The sequence below is a fragment of the Heyndrickxia acidicola genome (genome assembly GCF_001636425.1).
Classification (GTDB): domain Bacteria; phylum Bacillota; class Bacilli; order Bacillales; family Bacillaceae_C; genus Bacillus_AE; species Bacillus_AE acidicola.
Map to the genome: position 1 here is coordinate 3515288 of NZ_KV440953.1, position 23489 is coordinate 3538776.

A 23489-nucleotide genomic window follows, 5' to 3' on the forward strand; every position below is an offset into this window, starting at 1 on the left:
TAGTTTGAAGTCAGATGTCGGAAAGGCCTTGGATAAGGGGAAACGAATATCATTCATCCCTCTAGGAGTTTTTCTGACATCTTGACTTTGTTCATAAATCTGTTTGAGGGTAGAACCTGTAGACTGAAAGGGAGGTAGGCCCCTTGCTAGATGTTAATAATTTTGAGTATATGAAAATTGGTCTTGCTTCACCGGATAAGATTCGTTCATGGTCTTTTGGTGAAGTTAAAAAGCCAGAAACAATCAACTATAGAACACTAAAACCTGAAAAAGACGGCTTATTTTGCGAACGTATTTTTGGACCTCAAAAAGACTGGGAATGCCATTGCGGTAAATATAAGCGCGTCCGTTATAAAGGTGTTGTCTGTGACCGATGTGGTGTAGAGGTTACAAGATCTAAAGTTCGCCGTGAACGTATGGGCCATATTGAGCTTGCTGCTCCAGTATCCCACATTTGGTATTTTAAAGGCATTCCTAGCCGTATGGGTCTTGTTCTGGACATGTCCCCGCGTGCCTTGGAAGAAGTTATTTATTTTGCTTCTTATGTTGTGACTGAATCTGGAGACACAGCACTTGAAAAGAAACAGCTGCTTTCTGAAAAGGAATATCGTGCATACCGTGAAAAGTACGGGAAAAAGTTCCAAGCAGCGATGGGTGCTGAAGCGATTAAAAAGCTTCTTCAGGACGTCGATGTAAACAAGGAAGTAGACTTCCTTAAAGAAGAACTTAAAACGGCTCAAGGACAAAGACGTACACGGGCAATCAAGCGTCTTGAAGTACTTGAAGCATTCCGTAATTCAGGAAATGCCCCTGATTGGATGATCCTTGATGTGCTTCCGGTTATCCCTCCAGAATTAAGGCCTATGGTTCAGCTGGAAGGCGGACGTTTTGCTACGTCTGATTTAAACGATTTGTATCGCCGTGTAATTAACAGAAACAACCGCTTAAAGCGTCTATTGGATTTAGGTGCTCCAAGCATTATCGTTCAAAACGAAAAGCGTATGCTTCAAGAAGCAGTCGATGCACTGATTGACAATGGCCGCCGCGGCCGTCCGGTTACTGGACCTGGTAACCGTCCGCTTAAATCTTTATCGCATATGCTTAAAGGTAAACAAGGGCGTTTCCGTCAAAACCTTCTTGGTAAACGTGTTGACTATTCAGGCCGTTCCGTTATCGTTGTTGGACCTAACTTGAAAATGTATCAATGTGGTCTTCCGAAAGAAATGGCAATTGAATTATTTAAGCCGTTTGTCATGAAGGAGCTTGTTGAGCGCGGTCTTGCTCATAATATCAAGAGTGCCAAGCGTAAAATTGAACGTCTTCAGCCTGAAGTATGGGATGTATTAGAAGAGGTTATTAAGGAGCATCCAGTTCTGCTTAACCGTGCCCCGACGCTTCACAGATTGGGAATTCAAGCTTTTGAACCTACATTGGTAGAAGGCCGTGCTATTCGTCTTCATCCGCTTGTATGTACAGCATATAACGCTGACTTCGACGGAGACCAAATGGCAGTTCACGTACCTCTATCTGCAGAGGCACAGGCTGAAGCGCGATTATTGATGCTCGCAGCCCAAAACATCTTGAATCCTAAAGACGGCAAACCAGTTGTTACACCATCACAGGATATGGTATTAGGTAACTACTACCTGACTCTAGAGCGTGAAGGTGCTGTTGGTGAAGGCTCAATCTTTAATGATATAAATGAAGCACTGTTAGCTTACCAAAATGGCTATGTGCACTTGCATACACGTGTAGCAGTTCACGCACGATCCATTAATAATCAAACCTTTACTGCAGAACAAAAGAGCAAATTGCTTATTACAACTGTAGGTAAGTTGATTTTCAATGAAATCTTGCCTGACACGTTCCCGTATATGAATGAACCTACAAAAACAAATCTGGAAGAAAAAACACCAGATCACTACTTTGTAGATACAGATGTAAATGTCAAAGAACACATTCAAAGTCAGCCGGAAATTAAGCCGTTCATTAAAAAGTTCTTAGGAAACATTATTGCTGAAGTCTTTAAACGCTTTAAGATTACAGAAACTTCCAAGATGCTTGACCGTATGAAGGATCTAGGCTTTAAGTACTCAACAAAAGCAGGTATTACTGTTGGTGTTGCCGATATCGTCGTACTTGGTGAAAAAGAAGCCATTTTATCTGAAGCTCAGACGAAAGTGGATAATGTTCTTAAACAATTCAGACGTGGTTTGATTACTGAAGAAGAACGTTATGACCGTGTTATTTCGATTTGGAGTGCTGCCAAAGATACAATTCAAGGCAAGCTGATGGCATCCTTGGACCGCCGAAATCCAATCTTTATGATGAGTGATTCTGGTGCCCGTGGTAACGCCTCTAACTTTACACAGTTAGCTGGTATGCGTGGTCTGATGGCCAACCCGGCTGGACGTATTATTGAATTGCCGATCAAATCAAGTTTCCGTGAAGGCTTAACGGTACTTGAGTACTTCATCTCTACCCATGGTGCGCGTAAAGGTCTTGCTGATACAGCCCTTAAAACAGCTGACTCTGGATACCTTACACGCCGTTTAGTTGACGTTGCCCAGGATGTCATTGTTCGCGATGATGACTGTGGAACAGACCGCGGTCTCCTTGTCAGCTCGTTAAAAGAAGGAACTGAAGTTATTGAAAGCCTTGAAGAACGATTGATCGGTAGATATGCTAGAAAGACAATTAAAAACCCTCAAACTGGTGAAGTCATTGTAGCTGAAAATGACTTAATTACCGAGGACCTTGCAAAAGAAGTTGTCACTGCTGGTAATGAAGAGGTTTGGATCCGTTCTGCGTTTACTTGTAATACACGACATGGCGTTTGTAAAAAATGCTATGGCCGTAACCTTGCAACAGGTCAAGAGGTTGAAGTCGGTGAAGCAGTCGGTATCATTGCTGCACAATCGATCGGTGAACCAGGAACTCAGTTGACAATGCGTACGTTCCATACAGGCGGTGTTGCAGGAGACGATATTACACAAGGTTTACCGCGTATCCAAGAGCTATTTGAAGCACGTAACCCTAAAGGGCAAGCTGTCATTACAGAAATTTCAGGTGTTGTTACAGCCATCAATGAAGGCCGTGACCGCCAATACGAAATCGTGATTCAGGGAGATGTAGAGTCAAGGACTTATACTGCTCCATATACTTCAAGATTAAAGGTCGGAGTAAACGATCAAGTATCAAGAGGCCAAGTATTAACAGAAGGATCTATTGATCCAAAAGAACTACTTAGAGTCCGAGACACCACAACGGTTCAAGAATATCTCCTGCACGAAGTACAGAAGGTATATCGTATGCAAGGAGTGGAAATCGGCGATAAGCATATTGAGGTTATGGTTCGTCAAATGCTTGGTAAGATCCGTGTTGCGGATGCTGGAGAAACAGACGTATTGCCAGGATCGCTGCTGGATATTCACCAATTTACAGATGCAAACCAAAAAGCGCTTCTTTCAGGAGGAACACCTGCTACTGGACGTCCGGTATTGCTGGGTATTACGAAAGCATCTCTTGAAACGGATTCCTTCTTATCTGCTGCATCATTCCAGGAAACAACAAGAGTCCTAACTGATGCTGCTATTAAAGGAAAACGCGATGAACTTCTTGGTCTGAAAGAGAATGTAATTATTGGTAAACTCGTTCCAGCTGGAACAGGAATGCAGCGTTACCGTAAAGCTACTGCTGAAATTGTTGAAGAAGAAGTAACGGTTGAACAGTAGAATAAATACAGATTGCAGTGCTGGTTTTAATAACCAGTACTGCTCTTTATTAATATTTTATTTTTAATGTTGACATTAAAAAATGAAAATGATACTATATTCAAGGTGCTCCTATCAATAACCTGTAGCTTTGGAGGATATCATAAATGTCTTATGAAAAAGTATTGCAGGCCAAAGAATTCATTGTAGGAACGAAACAAACAGTCAAGGCATTAAAGTCAGGCAAAGCAAACGAACTAATTGTGGCGGATGATGCTGATCCAAACATTACAGTTAAAGTAGTGGAGATTGCTCTGGAAAATGATATACCAGTACACCATGTGGATTCTATGAAAAAGCTTGGTAAGGCATGCGGTATTCATGTTGGTGCTTCAGCTGTTGCTGTTATTTATTAAAACTGTTTTTGCAACTCTATTTGCAAGAACTTTGTTTTTACTTTAAAATGAACCACCTGGATGTGTGGGCTTCAACAAAAGCGAAGGGAGGAAACAAAACATGCCTACTATTAATCAGTTAGTGCGCAAACCACGTCAATCAAAATTGACTAAATCAAAATCACCAGCACTTAACAAGGGATATAACAGTTTCAAGAAAGTAAACACAGACTTATCTTCACCTCAAAAACGTGGAGTATGTACTCGTGTTGGTACTATGACACCAAAAAAACCGAACTCAGCTTTACGTAAATACGCTCGTGTTCGTTTAACAAATGGTATCGAGGTTACTGCTTATATTCCTGGTATCGGCCACAACCTTCAAGAGCACAGTGTTGTTCTTATCCGTGGCGGACGTGTTAAGGACTTACCGGGAGTACGTTACCACATCGTTCGCGGTGCATTAGATACTGCGGGTGTTGACGGACGTAGACAAGGACGTTCTAAATACGGTACTAAGAGACCAAAAGAAAAAAAATAATCTTAAATTAATTAGTTAAAAGATAGATTTTCTGAAAGGAGGAAAAACAATGCCACGTAAAGGACCTGTTTCAAAAAGAGACGTATTACCAGATCCTATTTATAACTCAAAATTAGTTACACGTTTAATCAACAAAATGATGGTAGACGGCAAGAGAGGTAAATCTCAAACTATTCTTTACTCATCATTTGATTTAATTCGTGAACGTTCAGGCAAAGATCCAATCGAAGTGTTTGATCAAGCACTTAAAAATATTATGCCAGTACTTGAAGTTAGAGCGCGCCGTGTAGGTGGTGCAAACTATCAAGTACCAGTAGAGGTACGCCCAGAAAGACGTACAACTCTTGGACTTCGCTGGTTAGTAAACTATTCTCGCCTTCGCGGTGAAAAAACTATGGAAGAGCGCCTTGCTAACGAAATTCTTGATGCTGCTAACAATACTGGTGCTGCAGTTAAGAAACGTGAAGACACTCACAAAATGGCTGAAGCTAACAAAGCATTCGCTCACTACCGTTGGTAATCTAACAAACACACTAAAATTCATCCTAAAACTAGGAAGGAGAAAAAGTAGATGGCAAGAGAGTTCTCCTTAAATAATACTCGTAATATTGGTATCATGGCTCACATCGATGCTGGTAAAACAACAACTACTGAGCGTGTACTTTATTATACTGGCCGTATCCACAAGATCGGTGAGACTCATGAAGGTGCATCTCAAATGGACTGGATGGAGCAGGAACAAGAGCGTGGTATCACCATTACATCTGCTGCAACAACTGCGCAATGGAAAGGTCACCGCGTAAACATCATCGATACTCCAGGACACGTAGACTTCACTGTTGAAGTTGAACGTTCTTTGCGTGTACTTGATGGTGCGGTTGCTGTTCTTGATGCTCAATCTGGTGTTGAGCCACAAACTGAAACAGTTTGGCGCCAAGCTACAACATACGGTGTTCCCCGTGTAGTATTCGTTAATAAAATGGATAAAATCGGTGCTGACTTCTTATATTCTGTAGGCACATTGCATGATCGCCTTCAAGCTAACGCTCAAGCAATCCAATTGCCTATCGGTGCAGAAGACCAATTCGAAGGCATCATTGACCTTGTAGAAATGAAAGCTATTTTTTACGGGAATGACCTTGGAACTGATATTGAAGAGCGCGAAATTCCAGCTGAATATCAAGACCAAGCTGATGAATATCGTGAAAAGTTAATTGAAGCTGTAGCAGAGCTTGATGAAGAATTAATGGAAAAATACCTAGGCGGAGAAGAAATTACAAATGCTGAACTTAAAGCAGCTATTCGTAAAGGTACTGTTAATGTAGAATTCTATCCAGTAATCTGTGGATCTGCTTTCAAAAACAAAGGTGTTCAATTAATGCTTGATGCAGTTATTGACTATCTTCCATCTCCAGTAGATGTACCTGCTATCAAAGGTACAACTCCTGATACAGATGAAGAAGTTCTACGTCCTTCTAGCGACGAAGAGCCATTCTCTGCTCTTGCATTCAAAGTTATGACGGATCCATATGTAGGTAAGTTGACATTCTTCCGTGTATACTCTGGAACACTTCAATCTGGTTCTTACGTACAAAACTCAACAAAAGGCAAGCGTGAACGTGTAGGACGTATCCTGCAAATGCATGCGAACCACCGTGCTGAAATCTCTGAAGTATATGCAGGAGATATCGCTGCGGCTGTTGGTTTAAAGGATACTACTACAGGTGATACTCTATGTGATGAAAAGAGCCTTGTAATCTTAGAATCAATGGAATTCCCTGAACCAGTTATCCAATTGTCTGTAGAACCAAAATCAAAAGCTGACCAAGACAAAATGTCTACGGCGCTTCAAAAACTTCAAGAAGAAGATCCAACTTTCCGTGCGCATACTGACCAGGAAACTGGACAAGTTATCATTGCTGGTATGGGTGAGCTTCACTTAGATATCATTGTTGACCGTATGAAACGTGAGTTTAAAGTAGAAGCAAATGTGGGTGCACCTCAGGTTGCATACCGCGAAACATTCCGCAGTGCAGCACAAGTTGAGGGTAAATTTGCCCGTCAATCTGGTGGACGTGGACAATACGGACACGTTTGGATTGAATTCTCTCCAAATGAAGAAGGTAAAGGCTTTGAATTCGAAAATGGCATCGTAGGTGGTGTGGTACCTCGTGAATACATCCCTGCTGTTCAAGCTGGCTTAGAAGATGCGTTAGACCGCGGTGTTCTTGCTGGTTACCCATTAGTAGATATTAAAGCTAGACTATACGATGGATCATACCATGACGTAGACTCCTCTGAAATGGCGTTCAAAATTGCTGCATCAATGGCATTGAAAAATGCTGCATCTAAATGTAATCCGGTAATCCTTGAGCCAGTTATGAGAGTCGAAGTAGTTATTCCTGAAGAATACCTTGGGGATATCATGGGAAGCATTACAGCTCGTCGTGGACGCGTTGAAGGTATGGAAGCACGCGGAAATGCACAAGTTGTACGTGCAATGGTTCCACTTTCTGAAATGTTCGGTTATGCAACTTCATTACGTTCAAGTACTCAAGGTCGCGGAGTATTCTCTATGCACTTTGATCACTACGAAGAAGTTCCTAAATCTATTTCAGAAGAAATTATTAAAAAAAATAAAGGTGAATAATTGATTTATTCCTTTTATTAAAGTATAACTACTTTATAAGCTATGATTGCCTTAGAGAACGTTCTACGTCTTTGAGGCACCATATATACTTACATTTCATTTAATATTAAGGAGGAAATTCAAATGGGTAAAGCTAAATTCGACCGTTCTAAAGAACATACTAACATTGGAACAATCGGTCACGTTGACCATGGTAAAACTACTTTAACAGCTGCAATCACTACTGTTCTTGCTAAATCAGGTAAAGCTGAAGCTCGTGCATACGATCAAATCGACGGTGCACCAGAAGAACGTGAGCGTGGTATTACTATCAATACTGCACACGTAGAGTATGAAACTGAAAAACGCCACTATGCGCACGTTGACTGCCCAGGACATGCTGACTATGTTAAAAACATGATCACTGGTGCTGCTCAAATGGACGGCGGTATCCTAGTAGTATCTGCTGCTGATGGCCCAATGCCACAAACTCGTGAACATATCCTTCTTTCTCGTCAAGTAGGTGTACCTTACCTTGTAGTATTCTTAAACAAATGCGACATGGTTGACGATGAAGAATTATTAGAATTAGTAGAAATGGAAGTTCGCGACCTTCTTTCTGAATATGATTTCCCTGGTGACGATGTACCAGTAATCAAAGGTTCTGCTCTTAGAGCGCTTGAAGGCGATGCAGCTTGGGAAGAAAAAATCATTGAATTAATGAACGCAGTTGATGAGTATATCCCAACTCCAGAACGTGACACTGACAAACCATTCATGATGCCTGTTGAGGATGTATTCTCAATCACAGGTCGTGGTACTGTTGCTACAGGCCGTGTAGAACGTGGACAAGTTAAAGTTGGTGACGTTATCGAAATCATCGGTTTAACTGAAGAACCAAAATCAACAACTGTAACAGGTGTTGAAATGTTCCGTAAGCTTCTTGACTATGCAGAAGCTGGGGACAACATCGGTGCTCTTCTACGTGGTGTTGCACGTGAAGAAGTACAACGTGGACAAGTTCTTGCTAAGCCAGGAACAATCACTCCACACACTAACTTCAAAGCTGAAGTTTATGTATTATCAAAAGAAGAAGGTGGACGTCACACTCCATTCTTCACAAACTACCGCCCACAGTTCTACTTCCGTACAACTGATGTAACTGGTATCGTTCAACTTCCAGAAGGCGTTGAAATGGTTATGCCTGGCGACAACATCGAAATGACTGTAGAACTTATTTCCCCAATCGCTATCGAAGAAGGAACTAAATTCTCAATCCGCGAAGGTGGACGTACTGTAGGCGCAGGCGTTGTAGCTTCAATCTCTAAATAATTGAGTAGAAAAGCAGATGGATGGCCACCATCTGCTTTTTCTATTTTTATATTATTATTTAGGGGGGGATTTGTAATAAAAGCCATGCTCCTGTTTAAACTCCCAGTTTCATATTTTTTCAAAAGATATCTGCATAACCAAATCTTCTTTTAGTTTCTTCTATAAATATTACTTCGATAAATTAACATATTTAACAAGCTGTATCTTTTAAAGATTTTCTTGAATGTGAGTTGATATCTATGTATAATAAATAAAGTGTAGTTGAGCCCATAAAATTTTATTATACAGTTGCATATCAGCTATGTTTTATGTATAATAGACAATGTTGGTCTTTGACTGCGATGAAGTGGAAGGTTGCTGACACACCCGGCCGCTTTGCCATGGCGAGTGTGTGGGAAATTTCCATGGAGAATGTCTATTTGAAAATAGGCGATAAAGGAGGGAAAATAATGGCAAAACAAAAAATTCGTATACGTTTAAAAGCGTATGATCACAGAATTCTTGATCAATCAGCAGAAAAAATCGTTGAGACAGCAAAAAGATCTGGTGCAGCTGTATCTGGTCCGATTCCGCTTCCAACTGAAAAATCTGTTTATACAATTCTTCGTGCGGTGCACAAGTACAAAGATTCTCGTGAACAGTTCGAAATGCGCACACATAAACGTCTAATTGATATTGTGAATCCAACTCCACAAACTGTTGATTCATTAATGCGTTTAGACTTGCCATCAGGTGTAGACATCGAAATTAAACTTTAATGATAAAATGATAAAATCTAGGAGGTGTGACTCATGACCAAAGGAATCTTAGGAAGAAAGATCGGTATGACGCAAGTATTTGCTGAAAATGGTGACCTTGTACCTGTAACTGTTGTTCAAGCAACTCCAAACGTTGTTCTTCAAAAGAAAACAATTGATACGGACGGATACGAAGCGATTCAGCTTGGATTCGACGATAAAAGAGAAAAGCTGTCCAACAAACCGGAAAAAGGTCATGTTTCAAAAGCAAATACTGCCCCTAAGCGCTTCGTTCGCGAATTTGATGCAGTAAATGTTAATGAATATGAAGTTGGTCAAGAAGTCAAAGTTGATATATTTGCAGAAGGTGACATCGTAGATGTAACTGGAATTTCTAAAGGTAAAGGTTTCCAAGGTGTAATTAAACGCCACGGACAATCACGCGGACCTATGGCTCACGGATCTCGTTATCACCGTCGCCCTGGTTCAATGGGACCTGTTGCTCCAAACCGTGTATTCAAGCAAAAAGCTTTGCCTGGACGTACTGGTGGAGAGCGTATTACAGTTCAAAACCTTCAAATTGTAAAAGTTGACGCAGAACGCAATCTTATCCTTGTAAAAGGAAATGTTCCTGGTCCGAAAAAAGCATTGCTTACAATCAAAACAGCGATTAAAGCAAAGTAATTAATAGATAGGAAAGGAGGAAACAGGAATGCCAAAAGTAGCTCTATATAACCAAAGCGGATCACAAGTTGGAGAAGTAGAATTAAATGACTCCGTATTTGGAATAGAACCAAATGAACATGTATTGTTCGAAGCAATCATTATGCAAAGAGCTTCCTTACGTCAAGGAACTCATAAAGTAAAAAATCGCTCTGAAGTTAGCGGCGGTGGCCGCAAACCATGGCGTCAAAAAGGTACTGGCCGTGCTCGCCAAGGTTCAATTCGTTCACCACAATGGCGTGGTGGTGGTACTGTATTTGGTCCAGTTCCACGCAGCTACAGCTACAAATTACCTAAAAAGGTACGTCGCCTAGCTATCAAATCTGCACTTTCTTCAAAAGTATTAGGTGAAAATATTCTAGTGTTAGAATCTCTTTCATTCGATGCGCCTAAAACAAAAGAATTTGCAGCTGTTCTAAAAAATCTATCAGTTGGCAAAAAAGCCCTTGTAGTAACTGACGGATCTAACCCAAATGTTGCTCTATCAGCACGTAATATCCCTGGTATTACTGTAGTTGAAGCAAACGGAATTAACGTTTTAGACGTGGTTTCTCATGATAAATTAATCGTGACTAAAGCCGCTGTTGAAAAGATAGAGGAGGTGCTTGGTTAATGGATGCACAACGAATCATTAAGCGCCCCGTTATTACTGAACAATCTATGGAATTAATGGCTGATAAAAAGTACGTTTTTGACGTAGATGTGAAAGCTAATAAAACTCAAGTTAAAGATGCTATTGAAGAAATCTTTGGAGTTAAAGTTTCTAAAGTGAACGTAATGAACTACAAAGGTAAATTCAAACGCATGGGTAAATATGCCGGTTATACTAACAAGCGCCGTAAAGCAATTGTTACTTTAACTGCTGAAAGCAAAGAAATCGAACTATTCGAAGCGTAAAAACTAAAATTTAGCTATTGAAGAGGAGGGAATAACATGGCGATCAAAAAATACAAACCTACCTCTAACGGACGTCGCGGCATGACTGCTTCTGACTTTGCAGAGATTACTACTGACAAACCAGAAAAATCATTACTAGCGCCTCTTAAAAGAAAAGGCGGCCGTAACAACCAAGGTAAGTTAACAGTTCGTCATCAAGGTGGCGGCCATAAGCGTCAATACCGTATTATCGACTTTAAACGTGATAAAGATGGTATACCAGGACGCGTTGCTACAATCGAGTATGATCCAAACCGTTCATCTAACATTGCACTAATCAACTACGTTGATGGTGAAAAGCGTTACATTCTTGCACCTAAGAACCTTATAGTGGGCATGGAAATCATGTCTGGTACTGATGCAGATATTAAAGTAGGAAATGCATTGCCGTTAAGCGATATTCCAGTGGGTACAGTTATCCACAATATCGAATTAAAACCTGGCAAAGGCGGACAATTAGTTCGTTCTGCAGGTACTTCTGCTCAAGTTCTTGGTAAAGAAGGTAAATATGTTCTTGTACGTCTTAATTCTGGTGAAGTACGTATGATTCTTGCTACTTGCCGCGCTACTGTTGGTCAAGTAGGTAATGAACAACACGAATTAATCAATATTGGTAAAGCAGGTCGTAATCGCTGGTTAGGCAAGCGCCCAACTGTACGTGGATCTGTAATGAACCCTAATGACCATCCACACGGTGGTGGTGAAGGACGCGCGCCAATCGGACGTAAGTCCCCAATGTCTCCATGGGGTAAACCAACTCTTGGTTACAAAACTCGAAAGAAGAAAAACAAATCCGACAAGTTTATCGTACGTCGTGGTAAAAAATAACGCGGTTGATCTACGGTTCATAAGAGGGACCGTAGCACAATCACGAAGGGAGGTTCAACCATGGGTCGCAGCTTAAAAAAAGGTCCATTTGTTGATGATCATTTAATGGTAAAAGTTGAAAAACTTAATGAATCAGACAAGAAGCAAGTTGTTAAAACTTGGTCTCGCCGTTCAACAATTTTCCCAGCATTTATCGGACACACTATCGCTGTTTATGACGGTCGTAAACACGTACCTGTATACGTGACTGAAGATATGGTAGGGCATAAGCTTGGTGAATTTGCACCAACTCGTACTTATAAAGGTCACGCTAGTGATGACAAGAAAACAAGACGTTAATGAGAGGAGGGCATCCTGATGCAAGCTAAAGCTGTTGCGAATACAATTCGTATTGCTCCTCGTAAAGTACGCCTAGTAGTCGATCTAATACGAGGAAAGCAAGCAGGAGAAGCGGTAGCTATCTTAAAGCTAACACCTAAAGCTGCTTCACCGGTTGTAGAAAAAGTACTAAAGTCTGCTATTGCTAACGCAGAGCATAACTATGATATGGATATTAATAACCTAGTTGTTACTGAGGCTTATGTAAATGAAGGACCAACACTGAAACGTTTCCGTCCACGTGCTATGGGCCGCGCAAGCCAAATCAACAAACGTACTAGCCACATTACAATTATAGTATCAGAAAAGAAGGAGGGATAATTCGTGGGTCAAAAAGTACATCCAATAGGTCTTCGAATCGGCGTGATTCGTGACTGGGAATCAAAATGGTACGCAGAAAAAGACTACGCAGACCTTCTACACGAAGACATCAAAATTCGTGAATACATCAGCAAAAGATTATCTGATGCATCTGTTTCTGGTGTTGAAATTGAACGTGCTGCGAACAGAGTGAATATTACAATCCGTACAGCGAAGCCTGGTATGGTAATCGGTAAAGGTGGTACTGAAGTCGAAGCACTTCGTAAAGCCCTTAACGAACTAACTGGCAAACGCGTACACATCAACATCGTTGAAATCAAAAAAGCTGATCTTGATGCGAAATTAGTTGCTGAAAATATTGCTCGTCAATTAGAAAACCGTGTATCTTTCCGTCGTGCCCAAAAGCAAGCAATCCAACGTGCATTGCGCGCAGGAGCAAAAGGAATTAAAACACAAGTATCTGGACGTCTTGGCGGAGCTGACATTGCTCGTGCTGAACATTACAGCGAAGGAACTGTTCCACTTCATACACTTCGTGCTGATATCGATTATGCTCATGCAGAAGCTGACACAACATACGGTAAACTTGGAGTTAAAGTATGGATTTATCGTGGAGAGGTTCTTCCTACGAAGAAAAAATCTGAGGAAGGAGGAAAATAATCATGTTATTACCTAAACGTGTGAAATATCGTCGTGAACATCGTGGTAAAATGCGCGGTCGTGCAAAAGGCGGTACAGAAGTATCATTTGGCGAATATGGATTACAAGCTCTTGAAGCTTCTTGGATCACTAACCGTCAAATCGAAGCTGCTCGTATTGCAATGACTCGTTACATGAAACGTGGCGGTAAAGTTTGGATTAAAATCTTCCCTCACAAGCCATATACTGCAAAACCTCTTGAAGTGCGGATGGGTTCCGGTAAAGGTGCTCCTGAAGGCTGGGTAGCAGTAGTTAAACCTGGAAAAGTGATGTTTGAAATCGCTGGTGTTTCTGAGGAAGTAGCTCGTGAAGCTTTACGTCTTGCAATGCACAAACTTCCAGTTAAGTGTAAGTTTGTAAAACGAGAAGAAATTGGTGGTGAATCAAGTGAAAGCTAATGAAATTCGTGACTTAACCACTGCAGAAATAGAACAAAAAGTAAAATCTTTAAAAGAAGAATTGTTTAATCTTCGTTTCCAGCTCGCAACTGGTCAACTTGAAAATACTGCTCGCATTCGTGAAGTTAGAAAAGCGATTGCTCGTATGAAGACAGTGATCCGTGAGAGAGAGATCGGTGTTAACAATCGATAATGAGAGGAGGTTTGCAGAATGAGTGAGCGCAACCAACGTAAAGTTTATACTGGCCGTGTAGTTTCAGATAAAATGGATAAAACTGTTACGGTTCTTGTAGAAACTTATAAAAAACATTCACTTTATGGCAAACGCGTGAAATACTCTAAGAAGTTTAAAGCGCATGATGAAAATAATGAAGCTAAAACTGGCGATATCGTACGCATCATGGAAACTCGTCCGCTATCAGCGACAAAGCGTTTCCGTCTTGTAGAAATCGTAGAAAAAGCTGTTATTATCTAATATAAGTTCGGATTCGTGTTTATTCCGAAGGGAGGTAAACAAAAATGATTCAACAGGAAACTCGTTTAAAAGTTGCTGACAATTCTGGTGCTAGAGAAGTTTTAACAATCAAAGTACTAGGCGGTTCCGGCCGTAAAACAGCTAATATTGGTGATGTCATCGTTTGTACTGTGAAACAAGCAACACCAGGAGGCGTTGTTAAAAAAAGTGACGTTGTTAAAGCAGTAGTCGTTCGTACGAAGAGTGGAGTACGCCGTACAGATGGTTCATATATCCGTTTTGATGAAAACGCATGTGTAATCATCCGTGACGATAAGAGTCCTCGTGGAACACGTATTTTCGGACCGGTTGCACGTGAACTACGTAACAACAATTTCATGAAAATCGTATCCTTAGCTCCGGAAGTTCTTTAATATAAAACGATTTGAAAATCAAGGAGGTGCGATTAGGATGCATGTAAAAAAAGGCGATAAAGTAATGGTCATTACTGGCAAAGACAAAGGCAAGACTGGCGTAGTCTTAGCTGCTTTTCCAAAAAAAGACCGTGTGATCGTTGAAGGTGTTAACATCGTAAAGAAACACTCAAAACCTTCACAAGTTAATCCACAAGGTGGAATCATTAATAAAGAAGCATCAATTCACGTATCAAACGTTATGCTATTAGACCCAAAATCAAACGAGCCTACTCGTGTTGGTTACAAAGATGTTAATGGCAAAAAAGTACGTGTAGCAGTAAAATCTGGTGAACAAATCGATAAATAGTCTCAAGATGAAGGGAGGTACACTAAATGAACCGCCTAAAGGAAAAATTTGAAAAAGAATTAAGCCCTGCTCTAGTGAGCAAGTTTAACTATAAATCAGTAATGCAAGTACCAAAAGTCGAAAAAATCGTTATCAACATGGGTGTAGGTGACGCTGTTCAAAACGCTAAAGTTCTTGACAATGCTGTTGAAGAACTAGCTTTGATTACTGGTCAAAAACCTGTTGTTACAAAAGCGAAAAACTCTATTGCGGGATTCCGCCTTCGTGAAGGTATGCCTATCGGTGCGAAAGTTACACTTCGCGGTGAACGTATGTATGAATTTCTTGATAAGTTAATTTCTGTTTCTCTTCCACGTGTACGTGACTTCCGTGGTATCTCAAAAAAATCTTTTGATGGCCGTGGAAACTACACACTAGGTGTTAGAGAACAACTTATCTTCCCTGAAATCGATTATGATAAAGTAAGCAAAGTCCGCGGTATGGACATCGTAATCGTAACTACTGCTAAAACTGATGAAGAAGCTCGTGAGCTATTAACACAACTCGGAATGCCATTCCAAAAGTAAAAGGGAGGCGAGAACGTGGCTAAAAAATCTATGATCGTGAAACAAAAGCGCGAACCAAAGTTTAAAGTTCAAGGCTATACACGCTGTGAACGTTGCGGACGTCCACATTCAGTAATCCGTAAATTCAAGCTTTGCCGTATTTGTTTCCGTGAACTTGCTTATAAAGGTCAAATTCCTGGCGTTAAGAAAGCTAGTTGGTAAACCCGAAATTGGGAAGGAGGTTAATATTATGGTTATGACAGATCCAATTGCAGATTTGCTTACACGTATTCGTAATGCAAATATGGTACGTCACGAGAAATTAGAAGTTCCTGCTTCTAAAATCAAAAGAGACATCGCTGAAATCTTAAAACGTGAAGGTTTCGTTCGTGATGTAGAATATGTTGAAGATAACAAACAAGGCATCATCCGTATTTTCTTGAAGTATGGTGCTAACAACGAACGCGTTATCACTGGTATTAAGCGTATCAGTAAACCAGGTCTTCGTGTTTATGCAAAATCAACTGAAGTACCTAAGGTACTTAACGGTCTTGGTATTGCGATCGTTTCTACATCACAAGGTGTCTTAACAGACAAAGAAGCGCGCAACCAACAAGTTGGCGGAGAAGTATTAGCATACGTTTGGTAAAACGTATTATGAATGGAGGTGCAAAGGAATGTCACGTGTAGGTAAAAAGCCTATCGAAATCCCATCTGGAGTTACTGTAACTTTAGATGGTAATACTGTCACTGTTAAAGGTGCAAAGGGTGAGCTTACTCGCAGCTTTAACCCGGATATCACAATCAGTGTTGAAGAGAATATCATTAACATATCTCGTCCATCTGAAGCAAAAGCACACCGTGCATTGCATGGTACAACTCGTGCGCTACTTGCTAACATGGTTGAGGGTGTATCTAATGGATACCAAAAATCATTGGAACTTATCGGTGTAGGTTACCGTGCTCAAAAACAAGGTGCTAAACTTGTTTTGAATGTTGGTTATTCACATCCGGTTGAATTCGAAGCTGAAAATGGTCTTGAAATCGAAGTTCCATCTAATACAAAAATTATCGTTAAAGGAATTAGCAAAGAACGCGTTGGTGCTCTAGCTGCTAAGATCCGTGACGTTCGTCCGCCAGAGCCATACAAAGGCAAAGGTATTCGTTATGAAGGCGAATTTGTACGTAGAAAAGAAGGTAAAACAGGTAAATAAAGCTTCCTAGTCAGAAGAAAGGAGTGACTTCGATGATCACTAAGCCAGATAAAAATCAGGTGCGCAAAAAAAGACATGCTCGTGTACGTTCTAAGTTAAGCGGAACAACTGCTCGTCCGCGTTTGAACGTTTACCGCTCTAATAAGCATATCTATGCTCAGTTGATCGACGATTTAAAGGGTATTACTTTAGCCAGCGCTTCCACGCTTGATAAAGATGTAAATCTTGAATCAACAAGTAATGTTGACGCAGCTAAAAAAGTCGGCGAAATAATAGCAAAACGTGCTGTAGAACAAGGCGTGAAAGAAGTTGTATTCGACCGCGGCGGTTACTTATATCACGGACGAATTCAAGCTCTTGCTGATGCAGCTCGTGAAAATGGATTACAATTCTAATAAAAAAGGAGGGACAAATAGATGCGTCAAATAGATGCTAACAAACTTGAGTTAGAAGAACGCGTTGTTACTGTAAACCGTGTTGCAAAGGTTGTTAAAGGTGGCCGTCGTTTCCGTTTCTCTGCACTTGTTGTAGTTGGTGACAGAAATGGCCATGTAGGCTTTGGAACAGGAAAAGCACAGGAAGTACCTGATGCGATTCGTAAAGCGGTTGAAGATGCTAAGAAAAACCTGATTGAAGTGCCAACGGTTGGTACAACAATCCCACACCAAGTAATTGGACGCTTCGGTGCTGGTCAAATCTTAATGAAACCAGGTTCTCCTGGTACAGGTGTTATCGCCGGCGGTCCTGTCCGTGCGATTCTAGAATTAGCTGGTGTAGCAGATATTACCTCTAAATCTCTAGGTTCAAACACACCAATCAATATGATTCGTGCAACTATGGAAGGCATTAAGCAATTAAAACGTGCTGAAGATGTTGCTAAATTACGTAATAAATCAGTAGAAGAACTGTTAGGATAAGGAGGGACTTATAATGGCGAACAAATTAGCAATTACCCTCACTCGCAGCTTGATCGGTCGTCCTCAAGATCAGCGCGATACTGTTCAAGCTCTTGGTTTGCGAAAAGTAAATCAAACAGTTGAGCAAGCTGATAATGCAGCTATTCGCGGCATGATCAACAAGGTATCACATCTTGTAACAGTTAAAGAACAGTAATAAAATCTTACTTATATAAGGAGGTGCCGACAAAATGAATCTTCATGAATTAAAACCTGCTCAAGGTTCACGTAAAGAGCGTAATCGTTTAGGTCGTGGTATTGGATCTGGTAACGGTAAAACTGCCGGTAAAGGCCATAAAGGTCAAAAAGCCCGTTCTGGCGGTGGCGTTCGTCTTGGATTTGAAGGGGGACAAACTCCTTTATTCCGTCGTTTACCAAAACGCGGTTTCACGAACATTAATCGTAAAGATTATGCAATCGTAAATCTTGAAGCATTAAATCGTTTTGAAGATGGAACTGAAGTTACTCCAGCTCTTCTAATCGAAACAGGATTAGTAAGCAAAGAGAAGTCAGGAATAAAAATTCTTGGCAATGGTAAGCTTGAAACTAAGTTAACAGTTAAAGCTCATAAATTCTCCTCTGCTGCTAAAGAAGCGATCGAAGCTGCTGGCGGACAAACTGAGGTGATCTAATGTTTCGCACAATCTCCAATTTTATGCGCGTACGTGATATAAGAAATAAAATTTTTTTCACGCTATTAATGTTAATTGTATTCCGGATTGGCGCACATATTCCCGTTCCGGGTGTTGATGCAAGTGTATTGATGTCTACGAGTCAATCATCTGGGTTGCTCGGACTTCTCAATACATTTGGCGGTGGTGCTATGAGCAGATTCTCTATCTTTGCAATGGGGATCATGCCATACATCACTGCATCTATCATTGTTCAACTCTTGCAAATGGATGTCATTCCTAAATTTACAGAGTGGTCTAAACAAGGTGAAGTAGGCAGACGCAAGCTGGCACAGTTTACGCGCTATTTCACTGTTATCCTTGGCTTTATCGAAGCTCTTGGTATGTCTTACGGCTTTAATAACCTGTCGGGCGGACAACTAGTTATAAATCCTGGAATTGGCACTTATATTACAATTGCTTTGGTTTTAACTGCCGGAACTGCATTTTTAATGTGGCTTGGTGAACAGATCACGGCAAAAGGAGTAGGCAATGGTATTTCAATCATTATCATGGCTGGAATAATTGCTGCAATCCCTAATGCAATTACTCAAATTTATCAGCAGCAGCTTCAAAATGCAGGACAGCAGCTTTTCATTAAGCTTATCATTCTCTTGCTTATTTTAGTTGTTGTGATAGCGATCACTGTTGGAGTTATTTTTGTGCAGCAGGCGTTGCGGAAAATACCGATCCAATATGCACAGCGTCAAGCTGGACGCAGCCCTGTTGGAGGCCAAACGACACATTTACCGCTTAAAGTGAATGCTGCAGGAGTTATCCCAGTAATCTTTGCGGTATCGTTTGTTTTTGCGCCGCAAACCATTGCTTCGTTCTTTGGTTCCAACAACGTAACATCCACCATCCAATGGATCTTCGATTATACGAAGCCTCTTGGTGCCGCAATCTATATTGCCTTGATCATCGCATTTAGTTATTTTTATGCATTTGTTCAAGTCAATCCAGAGCAGGTTGCAGAGAACCTTAAAAAGCAAGGCGGATATATTCCGGGCATTCGTCCGGGAAAAAACACACATGAATATCTTAATCGCGTTCTATACCGATTAACATTCGTGGGTTCAATCTTCCTTGCAGTTATTGCTATACTTCCAGTTCTATTCACTCAGCTTGCAGGCCTGCCGACGTCTGCCAGAATTGGCGGAACAAGCTTGCTTGTAGTAATAGGAGTAGCGCTTGAAGTAATGAAGCAATTGGAATCTCAACTGGTTAAGCGCCACTATAAAGGCTTTATTAAATAAATAATATGTTGGGTTTTGGGTATAGCTGATATACCCAAAATCTTTAACAGAGTTTAGGGGGATTACGAGTGAATTTAGTATTGATGGGCCTTCCAGGAGCTGGAAAAGGTACTCAAGCCGAAAGAATCGTAGAAAAATATAAAATCCCTCATATCTCAACTGGCGATATGTTCCGTGCTGCCATGAAAGACGAAACAGAGCTTGGTCTAAAGGCTAAATCGTTTATGGATAAAGGCGAACTTGTACCTGATGAAGTGACAATCGGTATTGTCCAGGAACGCTTAAGCAAAGAGGACTGTCAGAAAGGCTTCTTGCTTGATGGTTTCCCAAGAACTGTTGCACAGGCTGAAGCACTTGAAGACATTTTACACGGATTAAATAAAAAGATTGATTACTGCATTAATATTCAGGTTGATCTTGATAGCTTAATGGAACGTTTAACCGGCCGACGCATATGTAAAAGCTGCGGTGCGACGTATCATCTTGTATTTAATCCTCCTAGTAAGCCAGGCGTTTGTGATCGTTGCGGCGGAGAGCTATATCAACGCGCAGATGATAATGCAGAAACGGTTCAAAATCGTTTGAATGTCAATATTAAACAAACGAAACCTCTTCTTGATTTCTATAATGCGAAAGGCTACTTGCGCAATATAGATGGAGAACAGGCCATTAATAAGGTATTTGCTGATATTGACCATTTGCTTGGGATCTTGCATGCATGATTCAATGTAAGTCTCCTCAAGAAATTGAGATTATGAGAACAGCAGGTAAGATTGTTGCTTTGACTCATAAAAAATTGAAACAACAAACCGCTCCGGGAATTACAACCAGAGAATTGGATGTAATTGCTGAAAAATATATACTTGATCATGATGCATTTCCTTCTTTTAAAGGTTATAATGGATTTCGTGACACGATTTGCATATCAGTAAATGATGAGTTGGTTCATGGAATTCCGGGCGACCGTGTGTTAGCAGAAGGAGACATCGTTACAATAGATATTGGTGCGAAATATCTTGGATACCATAGTGATTCTGCTTGGACATATCCTGTGGGTTCAATAGATAGTGAAAAACGAAAGCTATTAGATGTGACTGAAGAGTCTCTCTACCAGGGGTTGAATGAAGCAAAACCTGGTGAGCGTTTATCGAACATCTCTCATGCGATTCAAAGTTTTGTTGAAACAAAAGGCTTTTCTATTGTTCGCGAGTATGCCGGGCATGGGATTGGTCAAGAATTACATGAAGAACCAATAATACCTCATTATGGACCGCCTAATAAAGGCCCACGTCTTCAGCCCGGAATGGTGCTCTGTATTGAACCAATGGTAAATGCGGGTAGCCGTTTTGTTCGTACACTGGAGGATCAATGGACAGTAGTGACTGTTGATGGCAGGATGTGTGCGCATTTCGAGCATACAATCGCAATAACTGACACTGGATATGAGATATTAACGGTAGAGTAGGTATTTTTCCTTCTACCATATTTTATGGTGGTTATATTGGTTGAAAACTGATATAATTATTCTGTTTGCCATATGTGTAAAATATATGGGGCGTTGGCCATAATCTTTTATATCCAGCATTAGACCTGCGTTCTTACAAGATAAACCTGATGGGCACTTCATAAGAGTCCATAAATGATATTAGAAGGGAGAATGGTTCGATGGCGAAAGATGACGTTATCGAGGTAGAAGGCACTGTTAGTGAAACTTTGCCAAATGCCATGTTTAAGGTAGAATTAGAGAATGGTCATACTGTGTTAGCTCATGTTTCAGGTAAAATCAGAATGCATTTTATTCGTATCTTGCCAGGAGACAAAGTGACAGTTGAACTTTCTCCGTACGATCTAACACGCGGAAGAATTACGTATCGTTATAAATAAACCAATATGCACTCCGTACTATTAAGGAGGTAAATCAGATGAAAGTCAGACCATCAGTTAAGCCAATCTGTGAGAAATGTAAAGTTATTCGCAGAAAAGGCAAAGTTATGGTTATTTGTGAAAACCCAAAACATAAACAAAAACAAGGATAATATTAAAGGAGGTGCGCTAATAGATGGCACGTATTGCTGGTGTTGATATCCCACGTGACAAACGTATTGTGATTTCATTAACTTATATTTATGGTATTGGTAAACAAACAGCTCAAAAGGTACTTGCAGAGGCAGGCGTTTCTGAAGATACTCGCGTTCGCGACCTTACAGAAGATGAATTGAACAAAATCCGTGATATCATCGACAAATTAAAAGTTGAAGGTGACCTTCGCCGTGAGATCTCTCTTAACATTAAACGCTTAATGGAAATTGGATCTTTCCGTGGTCTTCGCCACCGTAGAGGCTTACCAGTTCGTGGACAAAATACGAAGAACAATGCACGTACTCGTAAGGGTCCTCGTAAAACTGTAGCAGGCAAAAAGAAATAATTAGTAAAGGAGGTTCATTAAGTTATGGCACGTAAAACACAAACTCGTAAACGTCGTGTGAAAAAGAATATTGAAACAGGTATTGCACACATTCGTTCTACATTCAACAATACAATCGTAACAATCACAGATTCTCATGGTAATGCTATTTCTTGGTCTAGTGCTGGTGCTCTTGGATTTAAAGGTTCTCGTAAATCTACTCCATTCGCAGCACAAATGGCAGCTGAAACAGCAGCTAAAACATCTATGGAACATGGCATGAAAACTCTTGAAGTTACTGTTAAAGGACCTGGTGCAGGCCGTGAAGCTGCTATCCGTGCACTTCAAGCTGCAGGACTAGAAGTAACTGCTATCAAAGACGTTACACCTGTTCCTCATAATGGATGCCGCCCACCAAAACGTCGTCGTGTTTAATTTTTCTGTATAGAATTTGTATCCCTGTCTATAATGGGATATGATATGTATTTTATTGACAGAAATGATTAATCCAGTTGTTGTGCACAAACGGGAAGTTAACATGAGGAATTTCGGTGGATGATGACTTGTCTCCGGGGTTTCGACGTTTTGAAGGAGGGTAAATTTGAATGATTGAAATTGAAAAACCAAAAATTGAAACGGTTGAGGTCAACGATGATGCCAAATATGGCAAGTTCGTCGTAGAGCCGCTTGAGCGTGGATATGGTACTACTTTGGGTAACTCCTTACGTCGTATCCTATTATCCTCACTCCCAGGTGCAGCTGTCACGTCTATTCAAATAGATAGTGTCATGCATGAATTCTCAACAATTGAAGGCGTCGTAGAAGATGTTACGTCCATCATTCTTAACATTAAGAAGCTAGCTTTAAAAATTTACTCCGACGAAGAAAAGACGCTTGAAATTGATGTGCAGGGAGAAGGAGTCGTTACAGCCGCTGATATTACCCATGATAGTGATGTTGAAATCTTAAACCCTGATTTATATATTGCTACATTAGGTAAAAACGCACACTTCCGTATGCGTATGTCAGCAGTGAGAGGCCGCGGTTATACACCGGCTGACCAAAATAAACGTGAAGACCATCCAATTGGGGTTATTCCAATTGACTCCATTTTCACACCGGTTCAACGTGTAAACTATCAGATTGAGAATACACGTGTTGGCCAAATGACAAACTATGACAAGCTTTCGCTTGATGTTTGGACAGATGGAAGCATTGGACCTAAGGAAGCTATTTCTCTAGGAGCAAAAATCTTAACTGAGCATTTAAATATATTCGTTGGTCTTACCGATGAAGCTCAAAATGCCGAAATCATGGTTGAAAAAGAAGAAGATCAGAAAGAAAAAGTTCTTGAAATGACGATTGAAGAATTAGATCTTTCCGTTCGTTCTTACAATTGCTTAAAACGTGCTGGAATCAATACTGTTCAGGAATTAGCTAATAAAACTGAAGAAGATATGATGAAAGTGCGCAACCTAGGTCGTAAGTCTTTAGAAGAGGTTAAAGCTAAGTTAGAAGAACTTGGTCTAGGCTTAAGAAAAGACGACTGACATTAATATATACATTACTTCAACAA

The 23489-nt window shown here is 40.6% G+C and carries 35 protein-coding genes; all 35 read left to right on the plus strand.

The window, feature by feature from the left end; all coding sequences use genetic code 11:
- Positions 1-143: 143 nt before the first annotated feature.
- Positions 144-3734 (plus strand): DNA-directed RNA polymerase subunit beta', encoded by a 3591-nt coding sequence (gene rpoC / locus A5N88_RS16380; RefSeq protein WP_066267938.1) that lies wholly within the window; start codon positions 144-146, stop codon positions 3732-3734.
- Between the two features lie 146 nt (positions 3735-3880).
- Positions 3881-4129: a 50S ribosomal protein L7ae-like protein gene (locus A5N88_RS16385; RefSeq protein ID WP_066267940.1), complete on the plus strand. Its 249-nt coding sequence runs from the start codon at positions 3881-3883 to the stop codon at positions 4127-4129.
- Positions 4130-4229: 100 nt separating this feature from the next.
- On the plus strand, positions 4230-4649 hold the full coding sequence (gene rpsL, locus A5N88_RS16390) for a 30S ribosomal protein S12 (protein ID WP_066267942.1): 420 nt from the start codon (positions 4230-4232) through the stop codon (positions 4647-4649).
- A 49-nt stretch (positions 4650-4698) separates the two neighbouring features.
- On the plus strand, positions 4699-5169 hold the full coding sequence (gene rpsG, locus A5N88_RS16395; RefSeq protein ID WP_066267944.1) for a 30S ribosomal protein S7: 471 nt from the start codon (positions 4699-4701) through the stop codon (positions 5167-5169).
- A gap of 51 nt (positions 5170-5220) precedes the next feature.
- A complete protein-coding gene (gene fusA, locus A5N88_RS16400; RefSeq protein WP_066267946.1) occupies positions 5221-7299 on the plus strand; it encodes an elongation factor G in 2079 nt (692 codons plus the stop codon).
- Between the two features lie 123 nt (positions 7300-7422).
- A complete protein-coding gene (tuf, locus tag A5N88_RS16405) occupies positions 7423-8610 on the plus strand; it encodes an elongation factor Tu (RefSeq protein ID WP_066267948.1) in 1188 nt (395 codons plus the stop codon).
- 449 nt (positions 8611-9059) lie between these two features.
- Positions 9060-9368: a 30S ribosomal protein S10 gene (rpsJ, locus tag A5N88_RS16410; protein ID WP_003354783.1), complete on the plus strand. Its 309-nt coding sequence runs from the start codon at positions 9060-9062 to the stop codon at positions 9366-9368.
- Between the two features lie 33 nt (positions 9369-9401).
- The gene (gene rplC, locus A5N88_RS16415) at positions 9402-10031 is read left to right on the plus strand and encodes a 50S ribosomal protein L3 (protein ID WP_066267950.1); all 630 of its coding nucleotides are present in this window, start codon (positions 9402-9404) and stop codon (positions 10029-10031) included.
- Between the two features lie 28 nt (positions 10032-10059).
- The gene (gene rplD / locus A5N88_RS16420; protein WP_066267952.1) at positions 10060-10683 is read left to right on the plus strand and encodes a 50S ribosomal protein L4; all 624 of its coding nucleotides are present in this window, start codon (positions 10060-10062) and stop codon (positions 10681-10683) included.
- Positions 10683-10967 carry a 50S ribosomal protein L23 gene (rplW, locus tag A5N88_RS16425; protein WP_066267953.1) on the plus strand — a complete coding sequence of 95 codons (285 nt, stop codon included), beginning with the start codon at positions 10683-10685 and terminating at the stop codon, positions 10965-10967. Before rplD ends, rplW begins: the two co-directional genes overlap by 1 nt.
- Before the next feature lie 36 nt (positions 10968-11003).
- On the plus strand, positions 11004-11834 hold the full coding sequence (rplB, locus tag A5N88_RS16430; protein WP_066267956.1) for a 50S ribosomal protein L2: 831 nt from the start codon (positions 11004-11006) through the stop codon (positions 11832-11834).
- A 60-nt stretch (positions 11835-11894) separates the two neighbouring features.
- The gene (gene rpsS, locus A5N88_RS16435; RefSeq protein ID WP_066267959.1) at positions 11895-12173 is read left to right on the plus strand and encodes a 30S ribosomal protein S19; all 279 of its coding nucleotides are present in this window, start codon (positions 11895-11897) and stop codon (positions 12171-12173) included.
- Between the two features lie 18 nt (positions 12174-12191).
- Positions 12192-12533 (plus strand): 50S ribosomal protein L22, encoded by a 342-nt coding sequence (rplV, locus tag A5N88_RS16440; protein ID WP_066267962.1) that lies wholly within the window; start codon positions 12192-12194, stop codon positions 12531-12533.
- A gap of 3 nt (positions 12534-12536) precedes the next feature.
- On the plus strand, positions 12537-13193 hold the full coding sequence (gene rpsC, locus A5N88_RS16445; protein ID WP_066267963.1) for a 30S ribosomal protein S3: 657 nt from the start codon (positions 12537-12539) through the stop codon (positions 13191-13193).
- Positions 13194-13195: 2 nt separating this feature from the next.
- On the plus strand, positions 13196-13630 hold the full coding sequence (rplP, locus tag A5N88_RS16450) for a 50S ribosomal protein L16 (protein WP_066267964.1): 435 nt from the start codon (positions 13196-13198) through the stop codon (positions 13628-13630).
- Complete coding sequence (gene rpmC, locus A5N88_RS16455; RefSeq protein WP_003351417.1) at positions 13620-13823, plus strand: 50S ribosomal protein L29; 204 nt, start codon at positions 13620-13622, stop codon at positions 13821-13823. The genes rplP and rpmC overlap by 11 nt, the downstream gene beginning before the upstream one ends.
- An 18-nt stretch (positions 13824-13841) precedes the next feature.
- Positions 13842-14105: a 30S ribosomal protein S17 gene (rpsQ, locus tag A5N88_RS16460; protein WP_066267966.1), complete on the plus strand. Its 264-nt coding sequence runs from the start codon at positions 13842-13844 to the stop codon at positions 14103-14105.
- A 44-nt stretch (positions 14106-14149) separates the two neighbouring features.
- Complete coding sequence (rplN, locus tag A5N88_RS16465) at positions 14150-14518, plus strand: 50S ribosomal protein L14 (protein ID WP_066267969.1); 369 nt, start codon at positions 14150-14152, stop codon at positions 14516-14518.
- Positions 14519-14555: 37 nt separating this feature from the next.
- Positions 14556-14867: a 50S ribosomal protein L24 gene (gene rplX / locus A5N88_RS16470; protein WP_066267970.1), complete on the plus strand. Its 312-nt coding sequence runs from the start codon at positions 14556-14558 to the stop codon at positions 14865-14867.
- Between the two features lie 26 nt (positions 14868-14893).
- A complete protein-coding gene (gene rplE / locus A5N88_RS16475; protein ID WP_066267972.1) occupies positions 14894-15433 on the plus strand; it encodes a 50S ribosomal protein L5 in 540 nt (179 codons plus the stop codon).
- Positions 15434-15448: 15 nt separating this feature from the next.
- Positions 15449-15634, plus strand: coding sequence for a type Z 30S ribosomal protein S14 (locus tag A5N88_RS16480; RefSeq protein ID WP_066267973.1), 186 nt, complete (start codon positions 15449-15451; stop codon positions 15632-15634).
- A 28-nt stretch (positions 15635-15662) separates the two neighbouring features.
- The gene (gene rpsH, locus A5N88_RS16485) at positions 15663-16061 is read left to right on the plus strand and encodes a 30S ribosomal protein S8 (protein WP_066267974.1); all 399 of its coding nucleotides are present in this window, start codon (positions 15663-15665) and stop codon (positions 16059-16061) included.
- Positions 16062-16089: 28 nt separating this feature from the next.
- Positions 16090-16626 (plus strand): 50S ribosomal protein L6, encoded by a 537-nt coding sequence (gene rplF / locus A5N88_RS16490; protein WP_066267975.1) that lies wholly within the window; start codon positions 16090-16092, stop codon positions 16624-16626.
- Between the two features lie 32 nt (positions 16627-16658).
- A complete protein-coding gene (gene rplR / locus A5N88_RS16495; protein WP_066267977.1) occupies positions 16659-17021 on the plus strand; it encodes a 50S ribosomal protein L18 in 363 nt (120 codons plus the stop codon).
- Positions 17022-17042: 21 nt separating this feature from the next.
- Positions 17043-17543, plus strand: a complete 501-nt coding sequence (gene rpsE / locus A5N88_RS16500) for a 30S ribosomal protein S5 (RefSeq protein WP_066267979.1) — start codon at positions 17043-17045, stop codon at positions 17541-17543.
- Between the two features lie 13 nt (positions 17544-17556).
- Positions 17557-17739: a 50S ribosomal protein L30 gene (gene rpmD, locus A5N88_RS16505; protein WP_066267981.1), complete on the plus strand. Its 183-nt coding sequence runs from the start codon at positions 17557-17559 to the stop codon at positions 17737-17739.
- Between the two features lie 34 nt (positions 17740-17773).
- Entirely contained in the window at positions 17774-18214 is a 441-nt protein-coding gene (gene rplO / locus A5N88_RS16510) for a 50S ribosomal protein L15 (RefSeq protein ID WP_066267982.1), read from the plus strand.
- A complete protein-coding gene (gene secY / locus A5N88_RS16515; protein ID WP_066267986.1) occupies positions 18214-19509 on the plus strand; it encodes a preprotein translocase subunit SecY in 1296 nt (431 codons plus the stop codon). Before rplO ends, secY begins: the two co-directional genes overlap by 1 nt.
- A 68-nt stretch (positions 19510-19577) precedes the next feature.
- A complete protein-coding gene (locus tag A5N88_RS16520; protein WP_066267988.1) occupies positions 19578-20231 on the plus strand; it encodes an adenylate kinase in 654 nt (217 codons plus the stop codon).
- Positions 20228-20974, plus strand: coding sequence for a type I methionyl aminopeptidase (gene map, locus A5N88_RS16525; RefSeq protein WP_066267990.1), 747 nt, complete (start codon positions 20228-20230; stop codon positions 20972-20974). Before A5N88_RS16520 ends, map begins: the two co-directional genes overlap by 4 nt.
- Before the next feature lie 200 nt (positions 20975-21174).
- Positions 21175-21393, plus strand: coding sequence for a translation initiation factor IF-1 (gene infA / locus A5N88_RS16530; protein ID WP_055741079.1), 219 nt, complete (start codon positions 21175-21177; stop codon positions 21391-21393).
- Positions 21394-21431: 38 nt separating this feature from the next.
- Complete coding sequence (gene rpmJ / locus A5N88_RS16535) at positions 21432-21545, plus strand: 50S ribosomal protein L36 (protein WP_003156543.1); 114 nt, start codon at positions 21432-21434, stop codon at positions 21543-21545.
- A 23-nt stretch (positions 21546-21568) separates the two neighbouring features.
- Positions 21569-21934 (plus strand): 30S ribosomal protein S13, encoded by a 366-nt coding sequence (rpsM, locus tag A5N88_RS16540; protein ID WP_066267992.1) that lies wholly within the window; start codon positions 21569-21571, stop codon positions 21932-21934.
- Between the two features lie 24 nt (positions 21935-21958).
- Complete coding sequence (gene rpsK / locus A5N88_RS16545) at positions 21959-22348, plus strand: 30S ribosomal protein S11 (protein WP_066267994.1); 390 nt, start codon at positions 21959-21961, stop codon at positions 22346-22348.
- 170 nt (positions 22349-22518) lie between these two features.
- Complete coding sequence (locus A5N88_RS16550) at positions 22519-23463, plus strand: DNA-directed RNA polymerase subunit alpha (protein ID WP_066267998.1); 945 nt, start codon at positions 22519-22521, stop codon at positions 23461-23463.
- The last annotated feature ends 26 nt before the right edge of the window (positions 23464-23489 follow it).